This is a genomic window from Flavobacterium sp. MEB061 (assembly GCF_000834715.1).
Lineage (GTDB): Bacteria > Bacteroidota > Bacteroidia > Flavobacteriales > Flavobacteriaceae > Flavobacterium > Flavobacterium pectinovorum.
In genome coordinates, this window is record NZ_JXQR01000023.1 from 120,017 (window position 1) to 136,303 (window position 16,287).

Here is a 16,287-nt window from a genome sequence, read left to right on the forward strand (position 1 = left end):
AAGTTCATTTAATTACTTACGTATAGATTGTCGATCTAAAAAATATGCAGCATTACTAAAATGAACTTATATAACTTATATGGTGAAAAGAAATAATTAGACTTTGAAAATCAGTTTATTTTTATAGAATATCCATAAAATGAATGTCCAGATGCAAACATATACCAATGCGCCTGCCAAAGAAGCTGTCATTGGATTACTGAAGAATGGAGCGATTCCGAAACCGTACAGATAACTTAAAAGATTGATTTTTTCTTCAGGATTATGCGGATTTTGGAATTCGATCATTACTAAAGCCTGTGGAATAATCTGAGAAGTAAAAAACACAATCATAGGATTTACGCCCCAAATTAAAAATGGTTTAAACCCTTTTTTGTAATCAGCGATATCAATTACATAATATAAAATAGATAGAAATGTGGCTGCTAATCCTGTGGTATATAAAACGTAACTGCTTGTCCAGATTGATTTGTTGATTGGAAAAACAATATTCCAAAGTAAACCAGCTATAATAAGTGCTATACCAGCAATGGCTATTTTTGTAGCTTTTTGCGTTTTAGATATTTCACGCATTAATATTTGGCCGATTAATAAACCGATAATTCCGTTTACAATTGAAGGAATTGTACTCAGAATTCCTTCCGGATCCCAGGTTACGGTTCCGCGGTACATATGGCCTTTTAATAAAACGCTATCAAGCCATGCTGCTAGATTGGTTCCTTTCTCCAGATTGGCAGCACCAAATCCCGGAACAGGAATTAATGTCATTAATGCCCAATAACCCAATAATAAAACAGCTCCTGTTATAATTTGTGTTTTTTGAGAGGTTTTTAAATACAACAGTGAAACTACAAAATACACAATGGCAATTCGTTGTAAAACTCCCGGAAGACGTACGTCGTGATACGCTTCAATTCCGCTATAGGCTAAAAATAAGTATATAAATAGAATAGAAAAAGCCAGAATATTTTTGACTTTAGAACTGAAATTCCCCATTAAGGCGTAACCAACTGCAATTGTAATCGCTAAACGACCAATAAGAAGCGGAATTCCTTCCAGTCCAAATAATTGTATTTTGCCAAAAAAGTTAAAAAATATCCCTAAACAGAACATTCGTAAGGAACGAACCAAAATTTTATTGAAGGTTGTTTCGTCGTAGATTTTATCTGGCATTGCAAGCGGAACTGCAACTCCCATAATAAAAACAAAAAAAGGAAACACCAAATCTGTTAGGGTGCAGCCGTGCCATTCGGCGTGTAAAAGTGGCGGATAAACATTGCCCCAATCGCCGGGGTTGTTTACAATAGTCATTAATAAAATAGTTAATCCTCTGAAGACATCCAATGAAATCAAGCGCTCTCTGGTCATAGTTTTTTGGTAATAGGTTAGTTTTTGTTTTAAAGGTTACTATTTGGTTTAGAGAGGCAATAATTTCAGAAGAGGCGGTTATTTATTCTGATGATTATTACTTTATTGTTTTTGTTTGCCACGAATTATAAGAATGAATAAGTTGTAATTTGTGGCAAACTTTTTATATCATAATTATATTAAAATTCGTTTCTAACGGTTTTAGTTTTTGAATTAAAAGCGGAATTAATTGTTCGCCTTTTTCTAAATAAAATTCAGAAAAATTAGATTGACGTTCCTGTAAGCTTTGATTCGGGAATAACTCGCATTGTAAATCTGTAACGCGCTGTAATTCTGAATCTAATTTTCGTTTTTGTGCCTTTAATAATCTTTTTTCAAGATTTTCTAAACCCTTTTTTTGTTTTACTTCTTGCGCTTTTACAGCTCCTGTAAATGATTTGTCGGTTTGCTGTGCTAATTCGTAAAGATATTCAAATTGTTTTTCCAACGTTTCTTTTTGTGACGTTAAATCAATAGGAAAAGCAGATAATTTATGTGTGATTGCATTAACTAAATCAGCAGGTTTTGTAAACAGGTCTTTCCAGCTTAAATTTAAATTATCAGCTTTTTTAGCTTGTTTTTCGGTGCTTAAGAGAACTGAATTTCGAACCAAAAGCATCGGAAAAGTGATGTTTACGGCATTAAAAAATGATTTTAATTCCAGCCAATATGCAATTTCTCCGCCTCCGCCAATGTAGCATAAATTAGGCAGAATAATTTCCTGATATAGCGGACGCATAATTACGTTTGGACTAAATTTTTCAGGATTACTTTCTAATAATTTTAAAATTTCTTCTTTTGAAAATGAAATTTTAGTGTTGTTTACAAAGTATTTATCATTTTCAAAAATAATTCGCTCACGCAAAGTATCTTCAATATAAAATAAATTGATTTCACGTGGATTAACCTGAACAGTGTAATCCTTCAATTGTTCTATCGTTTGCTGAACAGCTTTAAAAGAAGTTTGATTTTCTAATTCTTCTTTTACAAAAGGAATAAAAGCACGTTTTAAATCGGCATCATCGGCATCAAGAATTACTAAACCGTAGTTAGAGAATAATTTATCAGCCAAAAAACGTGTAGCATCGGCAAGGTTGTGGTGTTTTAAATAAGCTTCTTCAAAAAGCTTTTTTAAAACGCCGGCATTTGTACTTGAGCCTAATTCTAAGGAATAAATTTCGAAAAACTCCGCTAAGCCTTCTGTTGAAAGCCTTCCTACTGGACCGGTACTTTCTTTATTCCATCTGAATTTTTTTCCTTTAAAATTAAAATAATTAATCTCTTCAAAATCGTGATCTTCTGTTGCCATCCAATAAATGGGAACAAAATTATATGTCGGATATTTTGATTTTAATTCTTTGGTAAGATTAATCGTTGAAATAATTTTATATAAAAAATACAGCGGACCGCTAAACAAATTTAATTGATGTCCTGTAGTAATTGTAAAAGTATTTTCTAGTGACAGAAGCTCGATATTTTGCTTCGTAGAATCAGAAATTTCAATGTTTTGATATTGCTTTTTTAAAGTGGCAACAAGCGGAATTCGGTTATTGTTATTAAAATTCGATTGTTTTTCAACGATTTGTTTTTCAAAGTTTTCCAGCGTTGGAAAATGATTGTATAGGGATTGTAGTTCGGGTTTTTGATCTAAGTAATCTTGTATCAATTTAGAAAAATATCCTGAGTTTTGGTAGCTGATACAGTCGGTGGGCATAATTTTAGATTTATTTTTGACAGCTGTAAATTTAATGAAAATATATACTTAAAAGTGTTTTTAACGAATGCTTAAGATTTGATTTTTGATTTTTGTTTTAAAGCTCATCTAATCAAGTTTTTAGTTTTGATTAAATTCAAATTTATTTAAAATGTAAAATAAGCCTAATTTGTTAAAAAAGCATAAGTGTATTGAAACTAATTGTTCTAAATGTGAAATATTCACAACGAAACTATATTTTTGTAATCAAAAAAAGATATACCTAATTTTGCATGAAAAATAATCCTGCCCAAAAGAATTCCTTAAAACATATTCTTTTTGGATCCTTAATTGGAACCACAATCGAGTTTTTTGATTTTTATATTTATGCCAATGCAGCAGTATTGGTTTTTCCACAATTATTTTTCCCGGGTGCAGATTCGACGATGGCAACTCTGGAATCTTTAGCTACTTTTTCAATTGCCTTTTTATCGCGTCCCTTGGGTTCTGCTTTTTTTGGGCATTATGGAGATAAAATTGGACGTAAATTTACTTTAGTAGCTGCTTTACTAACAATGGGTATTTCAACAGTAACCATTGGGTTTTTGCCAAGTTATGCCAGTATTGGTGTTGCTGCTCCCTTATTGTTAATGCTTTGCCGATTTGGACAAGGTGTTGGTTTAGGAGGCGAATGGGGAGGAGCTGTTTTATTGGCCATCGAAAATGCACCGCCGAATAAACGTGCCTGGTATGGAATGTTTCCGCAATTGGGAGCTCCAATAGGATTACTGCTTTCAGGAGGAACTTTTTTATTGTTAACAGATTCAATGAGCAATGAAGATTTTATGGATTATGGATGGAGAATTCCGTTTATTGCCAGTTCACTTTTGGTGGTGGTAGGTTTTTATATCCGAACTAAAATTACAGAAACACCTTCTTTTGAGAATTCTAAAAATGCGCATGAAGAAGTGAAAATTCCGTTTTTAACGCTGGTTAAATCCTATAAAAACCAATTAATTTTCGGGACATTCTCTGCCATTACAACCTTTTTAGTATTTTATTTAATGACCGTTTTTACATTGAGCTGGGCTACATCAGATTTAGGAATTGTTAAAAGAAATGGATTATTAATACAATTATTTTCGGTATTGTTTTTTGCCCTTTTTATTCCGGTTTCGGCTGTAGTTGCAGATAAAATAGGTCGTCGTAAAATGCTTATTATAGCTACAGCAGCTATTGCCGTTTTTGGCTGCTTCTTTTCATACTTTTTAAGTTCTGGTAATATTGTTTTGGTGACGACTTTTGCCTGTATCGGAATGTCTTTAATGGGATTTACTTATGGTCCGTTAGGAACTTTTCTGTCAGAGTTGTTTCCAACAAATGTTCGTTATTCCGGAGCATCCTTAACTTTTAATATGGCCGGAATTCTGGGTGCGGCATTTGCACCTATGATTGCAATTTGGCTGGCATCTACATATAGTGTGAGTTATGTAGGCTTTTATTTAATGGGAGCAGCATTTATTTCTTTGATCTCATTTTTGGTAATTAGTAAAGAGGAGCATAAGTTTTAGGATCTTAACCACAAAGTTTTGCAAAAACATATACAAAGTCCACAACTTCGATAACTATCGGGATTGCGGACTTTGTGGTTTAAAAATGAAACTAAAAACTCCTTTTAATCTTTTCACAAAAAGTCTCTAAATATCCCGTATTTTTGCAAAAAATAATTCTTTTGAAAAGCAAACTCTTCATCGTTACACCTCCTTTTACACAGCTGAATACTCCGTATCCGGCGACTGCGTATATAAAAGGATTTTTAAATACAAAAAATATCGAATCGGTTCAGGCGGATTTGGGTATTGATGTGATTTTAGAGTTGTTTTCGAAGAAAGGTTTAATTGATTTGTTTGAAGTTTCAGGTTTCAGATTTGCTCCGCCAGTTCGACTTTCAGTCTCGGGTCAGGTTGTTGGAAACGAAATCTCCGATAATTCAAAACGTATTTTTGCTTTACAAGATGAATACATTAAAACGATTGATGCAGTAATTCAGTTTTTGCAGGGAAAAAATCCAACTTTGGCTTTACAGATTTGTCAGGAAGATTTTCTGCCCGAAGCTTCTCGTTTTGCGCAATTGGAAGAGCTTGATTGGGCTTTCGGAACAATGGGAACGCAGGATAAAGCAAAACATTTAGCGACTTTATACCTTGAAGATATTTCGGATTTTATTGTAGAATGTGTTGATGAAAATTTTGGCTTTAGCCGATATGCAGAGCGTTTAGGCCGAAGCGCCAATTCTTTTGATGAACTTTATGAAGCTTTACAGCAGAAACCAACTTATATAGATTCAATTTTAATTTCGATTTTAAAAGAAAAAATTGAAATTATAAAACCAACTTTTTTCCTGATTTCTGTTCCCTTTCCGGGGAATTTATACAGCGCTTTTCGATGTGCACAATGGATAAAACAAAACCATCCGGAGATTAAAATTTCAATGGGCGGCGGTTTTCCAAATACCGAATTACGTTCTCTTTCTGACGCTCGTGTTTTTGAATTCTTTGATTTTATTACTTTAGATGATGGCGAAGTGCCAATTGAAGAATTAATTTTTAATCTGGAAAACCCAAACTCCAATTCATATAAGCGAACTTTTTTGTTAGAAGATGGAAAAGTGGTTTATAAAAATAATTCCTTAAAACACGACTATAAACAAGCACAAGTAGGAACGCCTGATTATTCTGATTTGTCTTTGGATAAATACATTTCGGTTATCGAAATAGTAAATCCAATGCACAGAATGTGGAGCGATGGACGCTGGAACAAACTCACAATGGCGCACGGCTGTTATTGGGGAAAATGTACTTTTTGTGATATCTCTTTAGATTACATAAAAGTGTATGAACCTGTTGCTGCTAATTTGTTGTGTGATCGAATGGAAGATATGATGCAGCAAACGGGTCAAAATGGCTTTCATTTTGTTGACGAAGCTGCTCCACCTGCTTTAATGCGTGCTTTGGCATTAGAAATTATACGCAGAAAACTAGCCGTTACATGGTGGACAAACATTCGATTTGAAAAAAGTTTTTCTAAAGATTTATGTTTATTACTAAAAGCTTCGGGCTGTATTGCCGTTTCCGGAGGATTAGAAGTTGCTTCGGACCGATTATTAAAATTAATTGACAAAGGCGTAACGGTTGAACAAGTTGCAAAGGTAACCCGAAATTTTACCGAAGCCGGAATCATGGTTCATGCTTATTTAATGTACGGATATCCAACACAAACTGTTCAGGAAACAATTGACAGCTTAGAAATGGTTCGTCAGTTATTCGAAGCCGGAATTTTACAATCTGGTTTTTGGCATCAATTTGCGATGACAGCACATAGTCCGGTTGGGTTATATCCGGAGAAATTTGGCGTAACAAAAACAACAGAAACCATTGGAACTTTTGCCAATAATGATATTGATTACACCGATTCTACAGGAATCAATCACGATAAATTTAGTTTCGGACTAAAGAAATCGCTTTTTAATTTCATGCACGGAATTTGTTTTGATTATGAACTTCAGGATTGGTTCGACTTTAAAATTCCGAAAACTAAAATTGACCCGTATTTTATTTTTAATGCGTTAGAAGAGAATGCCGATTTCAACACAAAACCAAATGCAAAAGTGGTTTGGTTGGGCGGAAAACCTTCTGTTGAATATTTTACAAAATCAAAAAAAGGCCAAACATGGGAAATGATGACTTTTACTTTTCATGATAAAAAAGAAAGTTTCAACATTCAAACCAATAAAAATGAAGGAGAATGGCTAGTTGATATCTTAAAAAAGATTACTATTTCAAACGGTAAAAATTATACTTTCCAAGAAATAAAAGCTGACTTTGAAACTCAATTAGATGATTTTGAATTGTTTTGGTATTCAAAACCAATTAATATTTTACGCGAGTTTGGATTGTTGGTTTTGTAGATTTTTTTAATCGTAAATAAAATTTTAAATTAAAGAATTTTCTTATTTTTACATCAGAATAAGAATTCATTAATTATGCAATTTCAAGAAGGTTTTCATACTTATTATATTTATATTATAACAAATAAGACCAAAACGGTTTTTTATACTGGAGTTACAAATAACTTAAGGATAAGACTGAATCAACATAAAGAAAATATTTTATTAAAGAATAAAACTTTTGCTTCAAAATATATTGTTGAGTTTTTACTTTACTACGAAAAGTTCACATGGGTTCAGGATGCAATTACTCGTGAAAAGGAAATTAAAGGATGGAGGAGAGAAAAAAAATTAGAACTGATAAAAACAAGTAATCCGGATTTCGATTTTTTGAATTATTTATTTGAATAGTATTGCGGAGTTGCTTGCGGAGATTCCTCCTCCGTCGGAATGACATACAGAACGTATTATCTAAGTTTATTACACAAAGTTGTCACAAAGTTTGTCATTCCGACGGAGGAGGAATCTCCGCAAGTAGCTCGACAAAGATTGACAAAATTTAAAACAAAATTTTAATTCAATAAGAAACATTCTCCCCATCCTCAGGAATCGAAACTTTATCCAAAAGATTATTCTCTGATAATGCTTCTCTTAATTCTTTTCTAGTTGTGGGACAATGATTTAAAGCCTCCAAATGATTTGCAAAAACCTGATTTGGTGCCAAAGCAACAAATTTCAAAATATCGTTCATTCGCATTAATAAAGGCTGACCAATGTCAAGTCGAGCAGTTCCACAGGCTACAACGGCAATTTCAGGTTTAAATTCAACAAGAACTTTTTGAACATGCTCTGTAAAAATAGTGTCAGAACTAATATATACGGATTTTTCATTTGCTAATTCAATATTAAAACCCATTACATTTCCCATTAATTTTGCAATAAATCCGTAACCATGAATAGCAGGAATTCCAGTAATTTTCCCGTTTAAAAATTCTTGTGGTTCCCAATAATTCAAACTTTGAACAATATTTAAACCTCTTGTTGTTAGTGTTTTTTCATCTTTAATGCTGCAGGTAACAGGAATGTTTTTTCGTCTTAAAAAAACTTCGCCGGCTTTGTCAATATGATCAGGATGTAAATGGGTAATCAGGCAATGTGTAACTTTACTTAAAATATCCCTACTATTTTTAGGAAGAGCAACTAATGGATTTCTTTTAGGTTTGTATCGAAAGATGGTAAAAGGCGGAATCGTTTTTCTTTTTCCTAACATCGGATCAACTAAAATAACATGTTCATCTGTTTCTATAACTAAAGTGGCATTTCTTAAATGATGAAATTTCATATCTGAAAAAGTTTAGATATTAAAAATACAAAATTTTGAAATAAATAGTAGCAATAAATTACATCTTAAAACGAAAACCAACACCGTGTATGTTTTCTATAGCAATGCCTTCTTCATTGATTAAAATTTTTCGTAACCGCGAAATAAAAACATCCAGACTTCTTCCTGTAAAATAATCGTCATTTCCCCAAAGTGCCGAAAGTATCTTTTCTCTTTTTAGGACCATATTTTTATGATCAAAAAATAATTTTAAAAGTTCCGCTTCCCGTTGTGTAAGGCCTATTTTTTCATCTTCATTAAAAAGAAAGAAATTAGTGAAATCAAATTGGTATTTTCCAATAGTATAAACAATGCTTTCTGTCTGATTATTTTTCTGCGAACGTTTCAGAAAAATTCCAATTTTCAATAACAATTCTTCAATACTAAACGGTTTTACGAGATAATCATCGGCACCTAAACGCAGTCCTTTAATGCGATCTTCTTTTAAGGTTTTGGCCGAAAGGAAAATAATCGGGATATCGGTATTACTTTTTCTAATTTCGGTTGCCAGTTCAAATCCATCCATTTTTGGCAACATGATATCAAGGATGCAAATGTCGAAATCTTCTTTTTTAAAAGCTTCCAAACCTGATTTTCCATCACAGCAATGAACTACGTCGTAATTATTTTGTTCGAGATTGTCTTTGGTCAGAAACGCTAATGTTTCATCATCTTCGGTATAAAGAATTTTAAAATTTTTCATTTTTTATAAGGAATTGATATGGTGATAGTAACACCTTTTATTTCGTTGTTTTCGGCTTTTATTTTCCAGTTTTGCAAATTGCAAATTTCTTTTACATAGTATAAACCAAGGCCAAAACCATTGACTTCATTGCTTTTTTCATTTTGAATGCGGTAAAACTTATCAAAGATTAAAGATATATTTTTAATCGAAATTCCGATTCCGTTATCAATAAAAGCTAATTTTAAAACCTGATTTTCTTCAGTTATCTCAATCGTAATTTCAGGTTTTTCATTACAATATTTCACTGCATTGTCTAATAAATTGTAAACCAAATTGGTAAAATGAAAAACATCGGTTTCAATTTTATAATCATTTGATTTACTGCTTATTTTTATGTTTGCTTCAGGGTACTTTAATACAATATTTTCAATTGTTTCTTCCAAAACAGGAACAATCAAAATAGATTCTTTTTTTAGTTCCAAAGTCTTATAATCAGACTTTGAAGTATTTAAAATTTTCTCAATATGATGGTTTAATTTATGACTTTGCTTTATAATAATGTCTGTATAAGTATGCAGTTTTTTATCTTCTTTAATCGGATTTTGTTCAATTAAATACTTCGAGGCGATTAAAATCGAAGAGAGCGGTGTTTTAAATTCATGCGTCATATTATTGATAAAATCGCGCTGTAATTCAGAATATTTTTTTTGTTGTAAAAGCGTAAAAATAGAATAGACATAAATTAACAGAATAAGAATCAATACGATTGAAAGTACAAACCAAAAACGCATCGAACTAAACAGATAAGATGTTTCATTGGGGAAACGAACAGCAAAATAATAAACGAGATTTTTATGCTTCGGAAAATAAACGGATTGTTTTCCTTTTTCTTGTTTAGATAATGAAATATAATTTCCATATACCATTTCGTCACTTTGACAATTGTACATAGCATATTCAAAATCAGTGGTGATATTCATTTTTTTGAATTCCGTTTTCAGGTAAAATTCCAGAATATCAGGTTCAAAATCATTTTCGACATTTACTATATAATAGTCATTGGCAATTTTCTGAACAGGATTCTGTGCCGGCAACTCGTGATTGGTGCCTTCGTATAGCTTTTTTGCTACTTCAAGCAATGCAATATGGGTTTTTTGGCTTAATTTTTTTTGCTCTAAAGTAAAGGCTTCTCTGGTCCAAAGTAATTGTGCCACCAAAATACCTATGATAGCAATAAGTCCTAAAAGAATGATACTGTTGAGTTTATTTATTTTCAATGAAAAGTATTTTGATAGTGTAATATAGCTAAAAATTCAAAGAAACTAAATGAAAAATATCCGTTAACAAGTCGTTAACAAACATTTGAAACCGCTTAACAGCGAATTGTTTTTATCTAAACTACTTTTGATAAAGGAAATTTAACCATAAACCACTTTAAATAAATTTATTATGAAAATTATCAAAATTTCAATGCTGGCTTTAGCTTTAGGATTAATGTCTTTCTCTGCTATAGCACCAGTTCAGTCATTAGTTTGCACAAATGAAAACAGTACAATTGCAGCATCAACCATAGTTTGGAAAGCAGAAACAGTTGATGTAGGTGAGATTCCGCAAGGAACACCAAAAGCAATTGTTTACGAATTTAAAAATACAGGAAAAACTGCCGTTGTAATTACCAATGTAAAAGGATCTTGTGGCTGTACAGCAACAGATTACACAAAAGAGCCAATTTTACCAGGTAAATCAGCAAAAGTAACAGCAACTTATAATGCAGCTAATAAAGGTGCATTTACAAAAACAGTTACTGTAACAACAAGTGCAGAAGAAACACCAAAAATCCTTACATTAAAAGGAACAGTTATCTAAAAATAAAAGGTTGATTATAAAGGGGAAAACTCCGGATATGTAATGTATCCGGAGTTTTTTTATGCTCATTAATTAAATTGTTTTAAAAGAATATAATTGTTCGTAAGTGAGTGACTTTATTTTTTGTAAAAGCGTTATTTGTATCAAAACTTTTCTATTTTTATTGAAAAAATCATTATGAAAATTTTCTATTCGATTGTTGCTTTTGTGCTTCTTATGGCTGTTTTTTCTTGTAATAAGAAAGAAGAAAGCAAAGAAATATTAAAAAAACCTTCAGATGAAGTAGTTCCTGAACTGAAAATTAAAATCGATAGTTCTGGTATTTCCGCTTTTTATAAAACATATCCTAAACTGATTAAGTTTCAGAATGAGGTTTTTGCTTTATACAAGAAAAATAAATCGACTCAATTGTGGCTGGACAACAAAGGTGTTGTTGAGTACGGAAATACGTTATTCAATAAATACAAAGGATTGGATCAGGAAGGTTTAAAAGCTAATTTCCCGTATAAGGAACAAATTAGTCCAGTTTTTGAACATACTGTTGAAAATAAGTTATCAAAATCAGATACCGATTTAATGATTTCAAACTTGTATTTTTATTACGTTCAGAAAGTTTCCGGAGTAGATGAAAAAACTTCAAGAGCGCTGGAATGGCTTTTACCTCGTAAAAAAGTCAATTATCAGGTTTTTTCAGATTCTATTTATAACAAAGCTACGATTAGCGATGACAAAAAGAGCAAGATGTTCAGTCAATATTATAAGCTTCGTGACGCACTGCATGAATACAGAGAAATTGAAAAAAAAGGAGGATGGAAAGCCATTCAGACTGATGTCGATTTTAAAAGTTTTAAATTAGGAGATTCTGTAGCTTCAATTGGGCAAATAAGAGAAAGACTTTACGTAACCGGAGATCTTAAAGAAGATACTAAAAGTAATATATGTGATTCTACTTTAATAAAAGCTATTAGAACTTACGAATTACACCATGGTTTAACTCCAAAAAATACGATTTTACCAGAACATATTGCTGAGTTGAACGTTACAGTTTCAGAAAGAATCAAAACGATAATTGCCAATATGGAGCGTTGCCGATGGATAGATCCTGAACTTGAAAAAGGAAAAGAATATATCGAAGTGAACATTCCCGAATTTAGATTGTATTTAATTCGCAATCATGATATCGCATTTGTGTCTCCGGTCGTGGTCGGAAAAACAATGAATAAAACCGTTATTTTTAGCGGAATGATGAACAATATTGTATTTAGCCCGTATTGGAATGTTCCTCCAAGTATCATTAAAAGTGAAATAAAACCCGGAATGGCTAAGAACAAGAATTACCTGGCTCAGAAAAATCTGGAGTGGAATAATGGTGCTGTTCGTCAATTACCCGGAAAAAATAATTCGCTTGGTTTAGTAAAGTTTTTATTCCCAAATTCAAATAATATTTATTTACACGATACACCGGCAAAAAGTTTGTTCGAAAGAGAAAACAGAGCTTTTAGTCATGGTTGCGTTCGTGTAGGAAAACCAAGAGAATTGGCAATCGAACTTTTAAAACAAGATCCTTCGTGGACGCCTGCCAGAATTGATAAAGCAATGCACGCAGGAAAAGAAAACTGGGTGAGTCTAAAAAAGAAAGTTCCCGTTTACATTGGTTATTTTACCGCCTGGGTAGATCGAGACGGAAATTTGAATTTTTATAAAGATGTTTACAAGAGAGATGATAGTTTAATCAAATTATTGACTGAGGAATAAATTTTAAAAAAGTTCTGCCACGAATTTCACGAATTTCCACCAATTTTATGGGCGGAAAAGCATGATATTTAATTTGTGATAATTCGTGCAATTCGTGGCAAAAAAATACCTTACTTAGAAATTACATCAATACATTTATAAAAACGTTTTGTGTAATGTTCCGTGTCTAATGAAGTAATAGTAACGCTTTGCACTTTTCCAGATGAAGCGTGAATAAATTTAGATTGCATTCCGTTCGCCTCGCAAATAATGCCGAGATGCCCCACAACAGTTCTGTCTTTATAGCCGTAGAAAACCAAAATATCACCAACTTTAAATTCTTCAGGATTTAATGCAGTTCCCAAATCTTTATAACCACTGGAGCTTCTTGGTAAAGTCATTCCGAAATTTTTGTAAACGTAACTTACAAATCCAGAACAGTCAAATCCTTTTTTCGGATCACTTCCTGCATATACATACGGAACGCCTATATAGTTTTTAGCGTAACTGACAATAGAATCGCGGTCGATTTTAGTTGATGGTTTCTGAATTTGAATTGCCTCTGTTTTATCTTCTTTTTTACAAGTAAACGAAGAACATAAAATGGCAGAAAAGAATAATATATAGAGACTTGATTTCATTTTTTTTGAAGTTGAATCAGAACATTAATTTATAAAGATAGCACGTAGCTTTTGAATATCAAAGCAATAGTTCTTTACGAGGTTTTTATGTGAATAATAAAACGTAAAAATGATATAATTATTTTGGTGATTTTTTATTGCCTTTTGATGTTTTAGTATCTTTTTTAAAACCTTATTTCAGATATATTTGTGAATCTCATTTAGATTTAACGAATAATATTATGTTTCTAAAAAAAATACCGCTTTTAATTCTGTTTTTGATGGTTTCGGTTGTTTCTCAATCTCAAAACAAAACCAATACATTTCTTTATCACGGCAGAGTTGATAAACTTGAAAATAATAAAGTAATTTTAATTGGAACCGCTTCTTCTGTTTCATTTAATTTTACTGGAACTGAATGTTCAGTTTCGCTTCAAAGTGTTGATTCATACGAACATCATAATTATGTTTCGTTGGTCTTAGACGGAAAATATTTGGGAAAAATAAGAATTGAAAAAGGCGCAGTTCAGTCTTTTCCAATAAAAACTACAACTAACAAAAAAGTCCATAGACTTGAAATTTATAAAAATACCGAGGCTCAAAGCGGAAATATTTTATTTGCCGGGACAACCGCAAAACTGAGTTCAATTTCTACAAAGAAGAAAAAGAAAATCGAATTTATTGGCGATTCCATTACTTGTGCTGCTGCGAGTGATTCAGTTGATTGTGATAAGGGAGAATATATGGATCATCATAATGGTTATTTTGCTTATGGCCCTAGAATTTCAAGAAAAATTGATGTTGATTATTTGGTAAGCTCTGTTTCCGGAATTGGAATGTATAGAAACTGGAACGACGAGAACAAAGACGAAGCGATAATGCCTGATGTTTATCAGAATTTATATTTAACCAAAGACAATTCTAAACCTAAATACGATTTTGCTTTTCAGCCTGATATTATCAGTATTGCTTTGGGAACCAATGATTTTTCTGGTGGAGATGGTAAAAAAGAGCGTCTTCCTTTTAATGCTGAAAAGTATGTTTCGAATTACATCAACTTTATCAAAATGTTGTACAAACATAATCCGAAAGCACAAATTGTGATCACAAACAGCCCAATGGTAGGCGGAGAAAGAGCATTAGTTTTTGAAGATTGTCTGAAGAAAGTTAAAAACGCTTTCGCAGAAGACAAAACACATAAACCAATCTTGATTTTTAAATTTAAACCAATGACTCCAAAAGGATGTTTAGGACATCCTGATGTCAATGATCACAAAGTTTTAGCAGCTGAATATGCTCCATTTCTAAAAAAGCTCTTAAATGAAAAATAATATATTTAAGTTTGTTTTCTTTCTATTGATTTCCAGTACTATGATGGCAAACGTTACACTTCCGAATATTTTTGGCGATAATATGGTTTTACAGCGCAATGCTGAAGTGAAAATTTGGGGTTGGGCAAATCCTAAAGAAGAAATCAAATTGGTTTCGAGCTGGAACAATCAGGAATATAAAGTTGTTGCCAATAATCAGGCGCAATGGGAATTGCATATTAAAACGCCAGAAGCTGGCGGACCTTACACGATTTCTATAAAAGGATATAATGAAGTTGTTCTGAAAAATATTCTGATTGGCGAAGTTTGGCTTTGCACCGGACAATCCAACATGGAAATGTCTGCAAGCTGGGGAATTGACAATGGCGAAGAAGAAATGAAAAATGCGACGACTCCTAATATCAGATTTTTTACCGTTCCGAAATTAACTGCCACAACGCCACAAAATAACTTGCTGGGAAATTGGGTCGAATCGACTCCGGAAACGATGAAAAATTTCAGCGCAATTGGCTATTTTTTTGCCAAACGTTTAAGAGAAGATTTAAAAAATGTTCCAATCGGATTGATATCTTCCAACTGGGGCGGAACTCCGGCAGAAATCTGGATGCCGGAAGAAGTCGTTCAAAATGATCCTCTTTTATTAGAAAATGCCAAAAAACTCAACGAACAGGAATACGGACCACGCCAACCGGGACGTGCTTATAATGCTATGATTTACCCAATTACGGGATTTAAAATTGCAGGTACACTCTGGTATCAGGGCGAATCGAATGTTGGTTCATTGGTTTATGATAAAACATTATCGGCTTTAATTACTTCGTGGAGAAAAGTTTGGCAGGACGAATTTCCTTTTTATTTCGTTCAAATCGCGCCTTATAAAACCGGAAGTAACAACTTCTCAAATGTTATTGTGAGAAATTCTCAAAGAAAAATTTTAAAAGAAGTTCCGAAAACTGGAATGGTTTTAACTTCTGATATTTCTGATACAATTGATATTCATCCAAAGAATAAAAAAGATGTCGGAATTCGTTTGGCAAATTTGGCTTTGGCAGAAACGTATCCCGAAGCTTCGGGACTAAATTCTAATTTGGTAAACGGACCACTTTTTAAAGATTTTAAAGTCGAAAAAAATCAAGTAATTGTTTCGTTTGATTATGCAGAAGGATTGCATTTTAAAAACAAAATTTCGAATCAATTTGAATTGGCTGGAGCCGATGGGGTTTTCTTTCCTGCAGAAGCTTCGATAAAAAATAATCAGGTGATTTTGGTAAGCAAGAAAGTTGAAAATCCCGTGAAAGTAAGATTCGCTTGGGGAAATACAATACAATCTGATTTGTTTAATAAAGCGAATTTGCCGGCGTCTTGTTTTATTACGGAGTGAGAGAATATAGAGAAAAGAACAAAGAGTAAAGATTTTAGACCTTAGATTTTTAGCGCCTTTTTTGTCAGACTGAGCGGAGTCGAAGTCCCGCAAAGTGAAGCACTCAAAGTTTGTTATTTCTTATTCCTCAAAATGACAAAATTTGTGGAAAAAGAAATAATTCGAAAAGCTCTTGTGTATTGGTTTGCGTGAGGGATAGCAGTGGAAAGCCCACAGCCTGACGAAGGAAGTGCGAGGACTTGT

General features: G+C 32.7%; 13 protein-coding genes. 7 read left to right on the plus strand and 6 right to left on the minus strand.

The window, feature by feature from the left end; translation table 11 throughout:
* Positions 1 to 96 precede the first annotated feature (96 nt).
* Positions 97 to 1,368 carry an acyltransferase family protein gene (locus RT99_RS13205; RefSeq protein ID WP_042565221.1) on the minus strand — a complete coding sequence of 424 codons (1,272 nt, stop codon included), beginning with the start codon at positions 1,366 to 1,368 and terminating at the stop codon, positions 97 to 99.
* A 163-nt stretch (positions 1,369 to 1,531) separates the two neighbouring features.
* Positions 1,532 to 3,121, minus strand: a complete 1,590-nt coding sequence (gene bshC / locus RT99_RS13210; RefSeq protein WP_042565222.1) for a bacillithiol biosynthesis cysteine-adding enzyme BshC — start codon at positions 3,119 to 3,121, stop codon at positions 1,532 to 1,534.
* Between the two features lie 272 nt (positions 3,122 to 3,393).
* Here bshC and RT99_RS13215 point away from each other — a divergent pair, with 272 nt between their 5' ends.
* The 3 genes from RT99_RS13215 to RT99_RS13225 all read left to right on the plus strand — a co-directional run bounded on the left by RT99_RS13215 (position 3,394) and on the right by RT99_RS13225 (position 7,457).
* Positions 3,394 to 4,671: an MFS transporter gene (locus RT99_RS13215; protein WP_042565223.1), complete on the plus strand. Its 1,278-nt coding sequence runs from the start codon at positions 3,394 to 3,396 to the stop codon at positions 4,669 to 4,671.
* 161 nt (positions 4,672 to 4,832) lie between these two features.
* The gene (locus tag RT99_RS13220; RefSeq protein ID WP_042565258.1) at positions 4,833 to 7,067 is read left to right on the plus strand and encodes a radical SAM protein; all 2,235 of its coding nucleotides are present in this window, start codon (positions 4,833 to 4,835) and stop codon (positions 7,065 to 7,067) included.
* A gap of 75 nt (positions 7,068 to 7,142) precedes the next feature.
* Positions 7,143 to 7,457, plus strand: coding sequence for a GIY-YIG nuclease family protein (locus RT99_RS13225; RefSeq protein ID WP_042565224.1), 315 nt, complete (start codon positions 7,143 to 7,145; stop codon positions 7,455 to 7,457).
* A gap of 166 nt (positions 7,458 to 7,623) precedes the next feature.
* Here the strand turns inward: RT99_RS13225 and RT99_RS13230 are convergent, their stop codons facing one another.
* The 3 genes from RT99_RS13230 to RT99_RS13240 are packed head-to-tail and all read right to left on the minus strand — an operon-like array spanning position 7,624 to position 10,389.
* A complete protein-coding gene (locus RT99_RS13230) occupies positions 7,624 to 8,388 on the minus strand; it encodes an MBL fold metallo-hydrolase (protein WP_042565225.1) in 765 nt (254 codons plus the stop codon).
* A gap of 58 nt (positions 8,389 to 8,446) precedes the next feature.
* Positions 8,447 to 9,130 carry a response regulator transcription factor gene (locus RT99_RS13235; RefSeq protein WP_042565226.1) on the minus strand — a complete coding sequence of 228 codons (684 nt, stop codon included), beginning with the start codon at positions 9,128 to 9,130 and terminating at the stop codon, positions 8,447 to 8,449.
* Positions 9,127 to 10,389 carry a sensor histidine kinase KdpD gene (locus RT99_RS13240; protein ID WP_042565227.1) on the minus strand — a complete coding sequence of 421 codons (1,263 nt, stop codon included), beginning with the start codon at positions 10,387 to 10,389 and terminating at the stop codon, positions 9,127 to 9,129. Before RT99_RS13240 ends, RT99_RS13235 begins: the two co-directional genes overlap by 4 nt.
* 172 nt (positions 10,390 to 10,561) lie before the next feature.
* On the opposite strand from RT99_RS13240, the gene RT99_RS13245 reads away from it, so the two are divergent.
* Positions 10,562 to 10,978, plus strand: coding sequence for a DUF1573 domain-containing protein (locus RT99_RS13245; protein ID WP_042565228.1), 417 nt, complete (start codon positions 10,562 to 10,564; stop codon positions 10,976 to 10,978).
* A gap of 177 nt (positions 10,979 to 11,155) precedes the next feature.
* Positions 11,156 to 12,733 carry a murein L,D-transpeptidase gene (locus RT99_RS13250; RefSeq protein ID WP_042565229.1) on the plus strand — a complete coding sequence of 526 codons (1,578 nt, stop codon included), beginning with the start codon at positions 11,156 to 11,158 and terminating at the stop codon, positions 12,731 to 12,733.
* A 110-nt stretch (positions 12,734 to 12,843) separates the two neighbouring features.
* Here RT99_RS13250 and RT99_RS13255 read toward each other — a convergent pair whose 3' ends face one another.
* Entirely contained in the window at positions 12,844 to 13,353 is a 510-nt protein-coding gene (locus RT99_RS13255) for a C40 family peptidase (RefSeq protein ID WP_042565230.1), read from the minus strand.
* A 221-nt stretch (positions 13,354 to 13,574) separates the two neighbouring features.
* On the opposite strand from RT99_RS13255, the gene RT99_RS13260 reads away from it, so the two are divergent.
* Both RT99_RS13260 and RT99_RS13265 read left to right on the plus strand, forming a co-directional pair.
* A complete protein-coding gene (locus RT99_RS13260) occupies positions 13,575 to 14,663 on the plus strand; it encodes an SGNH/GDSL hydrolase family protein (RefSeq protein ID WP_042565231.1) in 1,089 nt (362 codons plus the stop codon).
* Positions 14,653 to 16,044, plus strand: coding sequence for a sialate O-acetylesterase (locus RT99_RS13265; protein ID WP_042565232.1), 1,392 nt, complete (start codon positions 14,653 to 14,655; stop codon positions 16,042 to 16,044). Before RT99_RS13260 ends, RT99_RS13265 begins: the two co-directional genes overlap by 11 nt.
* The last annotated feature ends 243 nt before the right edge of the window (positions 16,045 to 16,287 follow it).

Excerpts from the sequence above, each read along its gene's own strand:
- RT99_RS13215 (WP_042565223.1), top strand. The coding sequence starts at position 3,394 with ATGAAAAATAATCCTGCCCAAAAGAATTCCTTAAAACATATTCTTTTT.
- RT99_RS13265 (WP_042565232.1), top strand. The coding sequence starts at position 14,653 with ATGAAAAATAATATATTTAAGTTTGTTTTCTTTCTATTGATTTCCAGT.
- RT99_RS13250 (WP_042565229.1), top strand. The coding sequence starts at position 11,156 with ATGAAAATTTTCTATTCGATTGTTGCTTTTGTGCTTCTTATGGCTGTT.
- bshC (WP_042565222.1), bottom strand. The coding sequence starts at position 3,121 with ATGCCCACCGACTGTATCAGCTACCAAAACTCAGGATATTTTTCTAAA.
- RT99_RS13205 (WP_042565221.1), bottom strand. The coding sequence starts at position 1,368 with ATGACCAGAGAGCGCTTGATTTCATTGGATGTCTTCAGAGGATTAACT.
- RT99_RS13245 (WP_042565228.1), top strand. The coding sequence starts at position 10,562 with ATGAAAATTATCAAAATTTCAATGCTGGCTTTAGCTTTAGGATTAATG.
- RT99_RS13230 (WP_042565225.1), bottom strand. The coding sequence starts at position 8,388 with ATGAAATTTCATCATTTAAGAAATGCCACTTTAGTTATAGAAACAGAT.
- RT99_RS13225 (WP_042565224.1), top strand. The coding sequence starts at position 7,143 with ATGCAATTTCAAGAAGGTTTTCATACTTATTATATTTATATTATAACA.
- RT99_RS13260 (WP_042565231.1), top strand. The coding sequence starts at position 13,575 with ATGTTTCTAAAAAAAATACCGCTTTTAATTCTGTTTTTGATGGTTTCG.
- RT99_RS13255 (WP_042565230.1), bottom strand. The coding sequence starts at position 13,353 with ATGAAATCAAGTCTCTATATATTATTCTTTTCTGCCATTTTATGTTCT.
- RT99_RS13235 (WP_042565226.1), bottom strand. The coding sequence starts at position 9,130 with ATGAAAAATTTTAAAATTCTTTATACCGAAGATGATGAAACATTAGCG.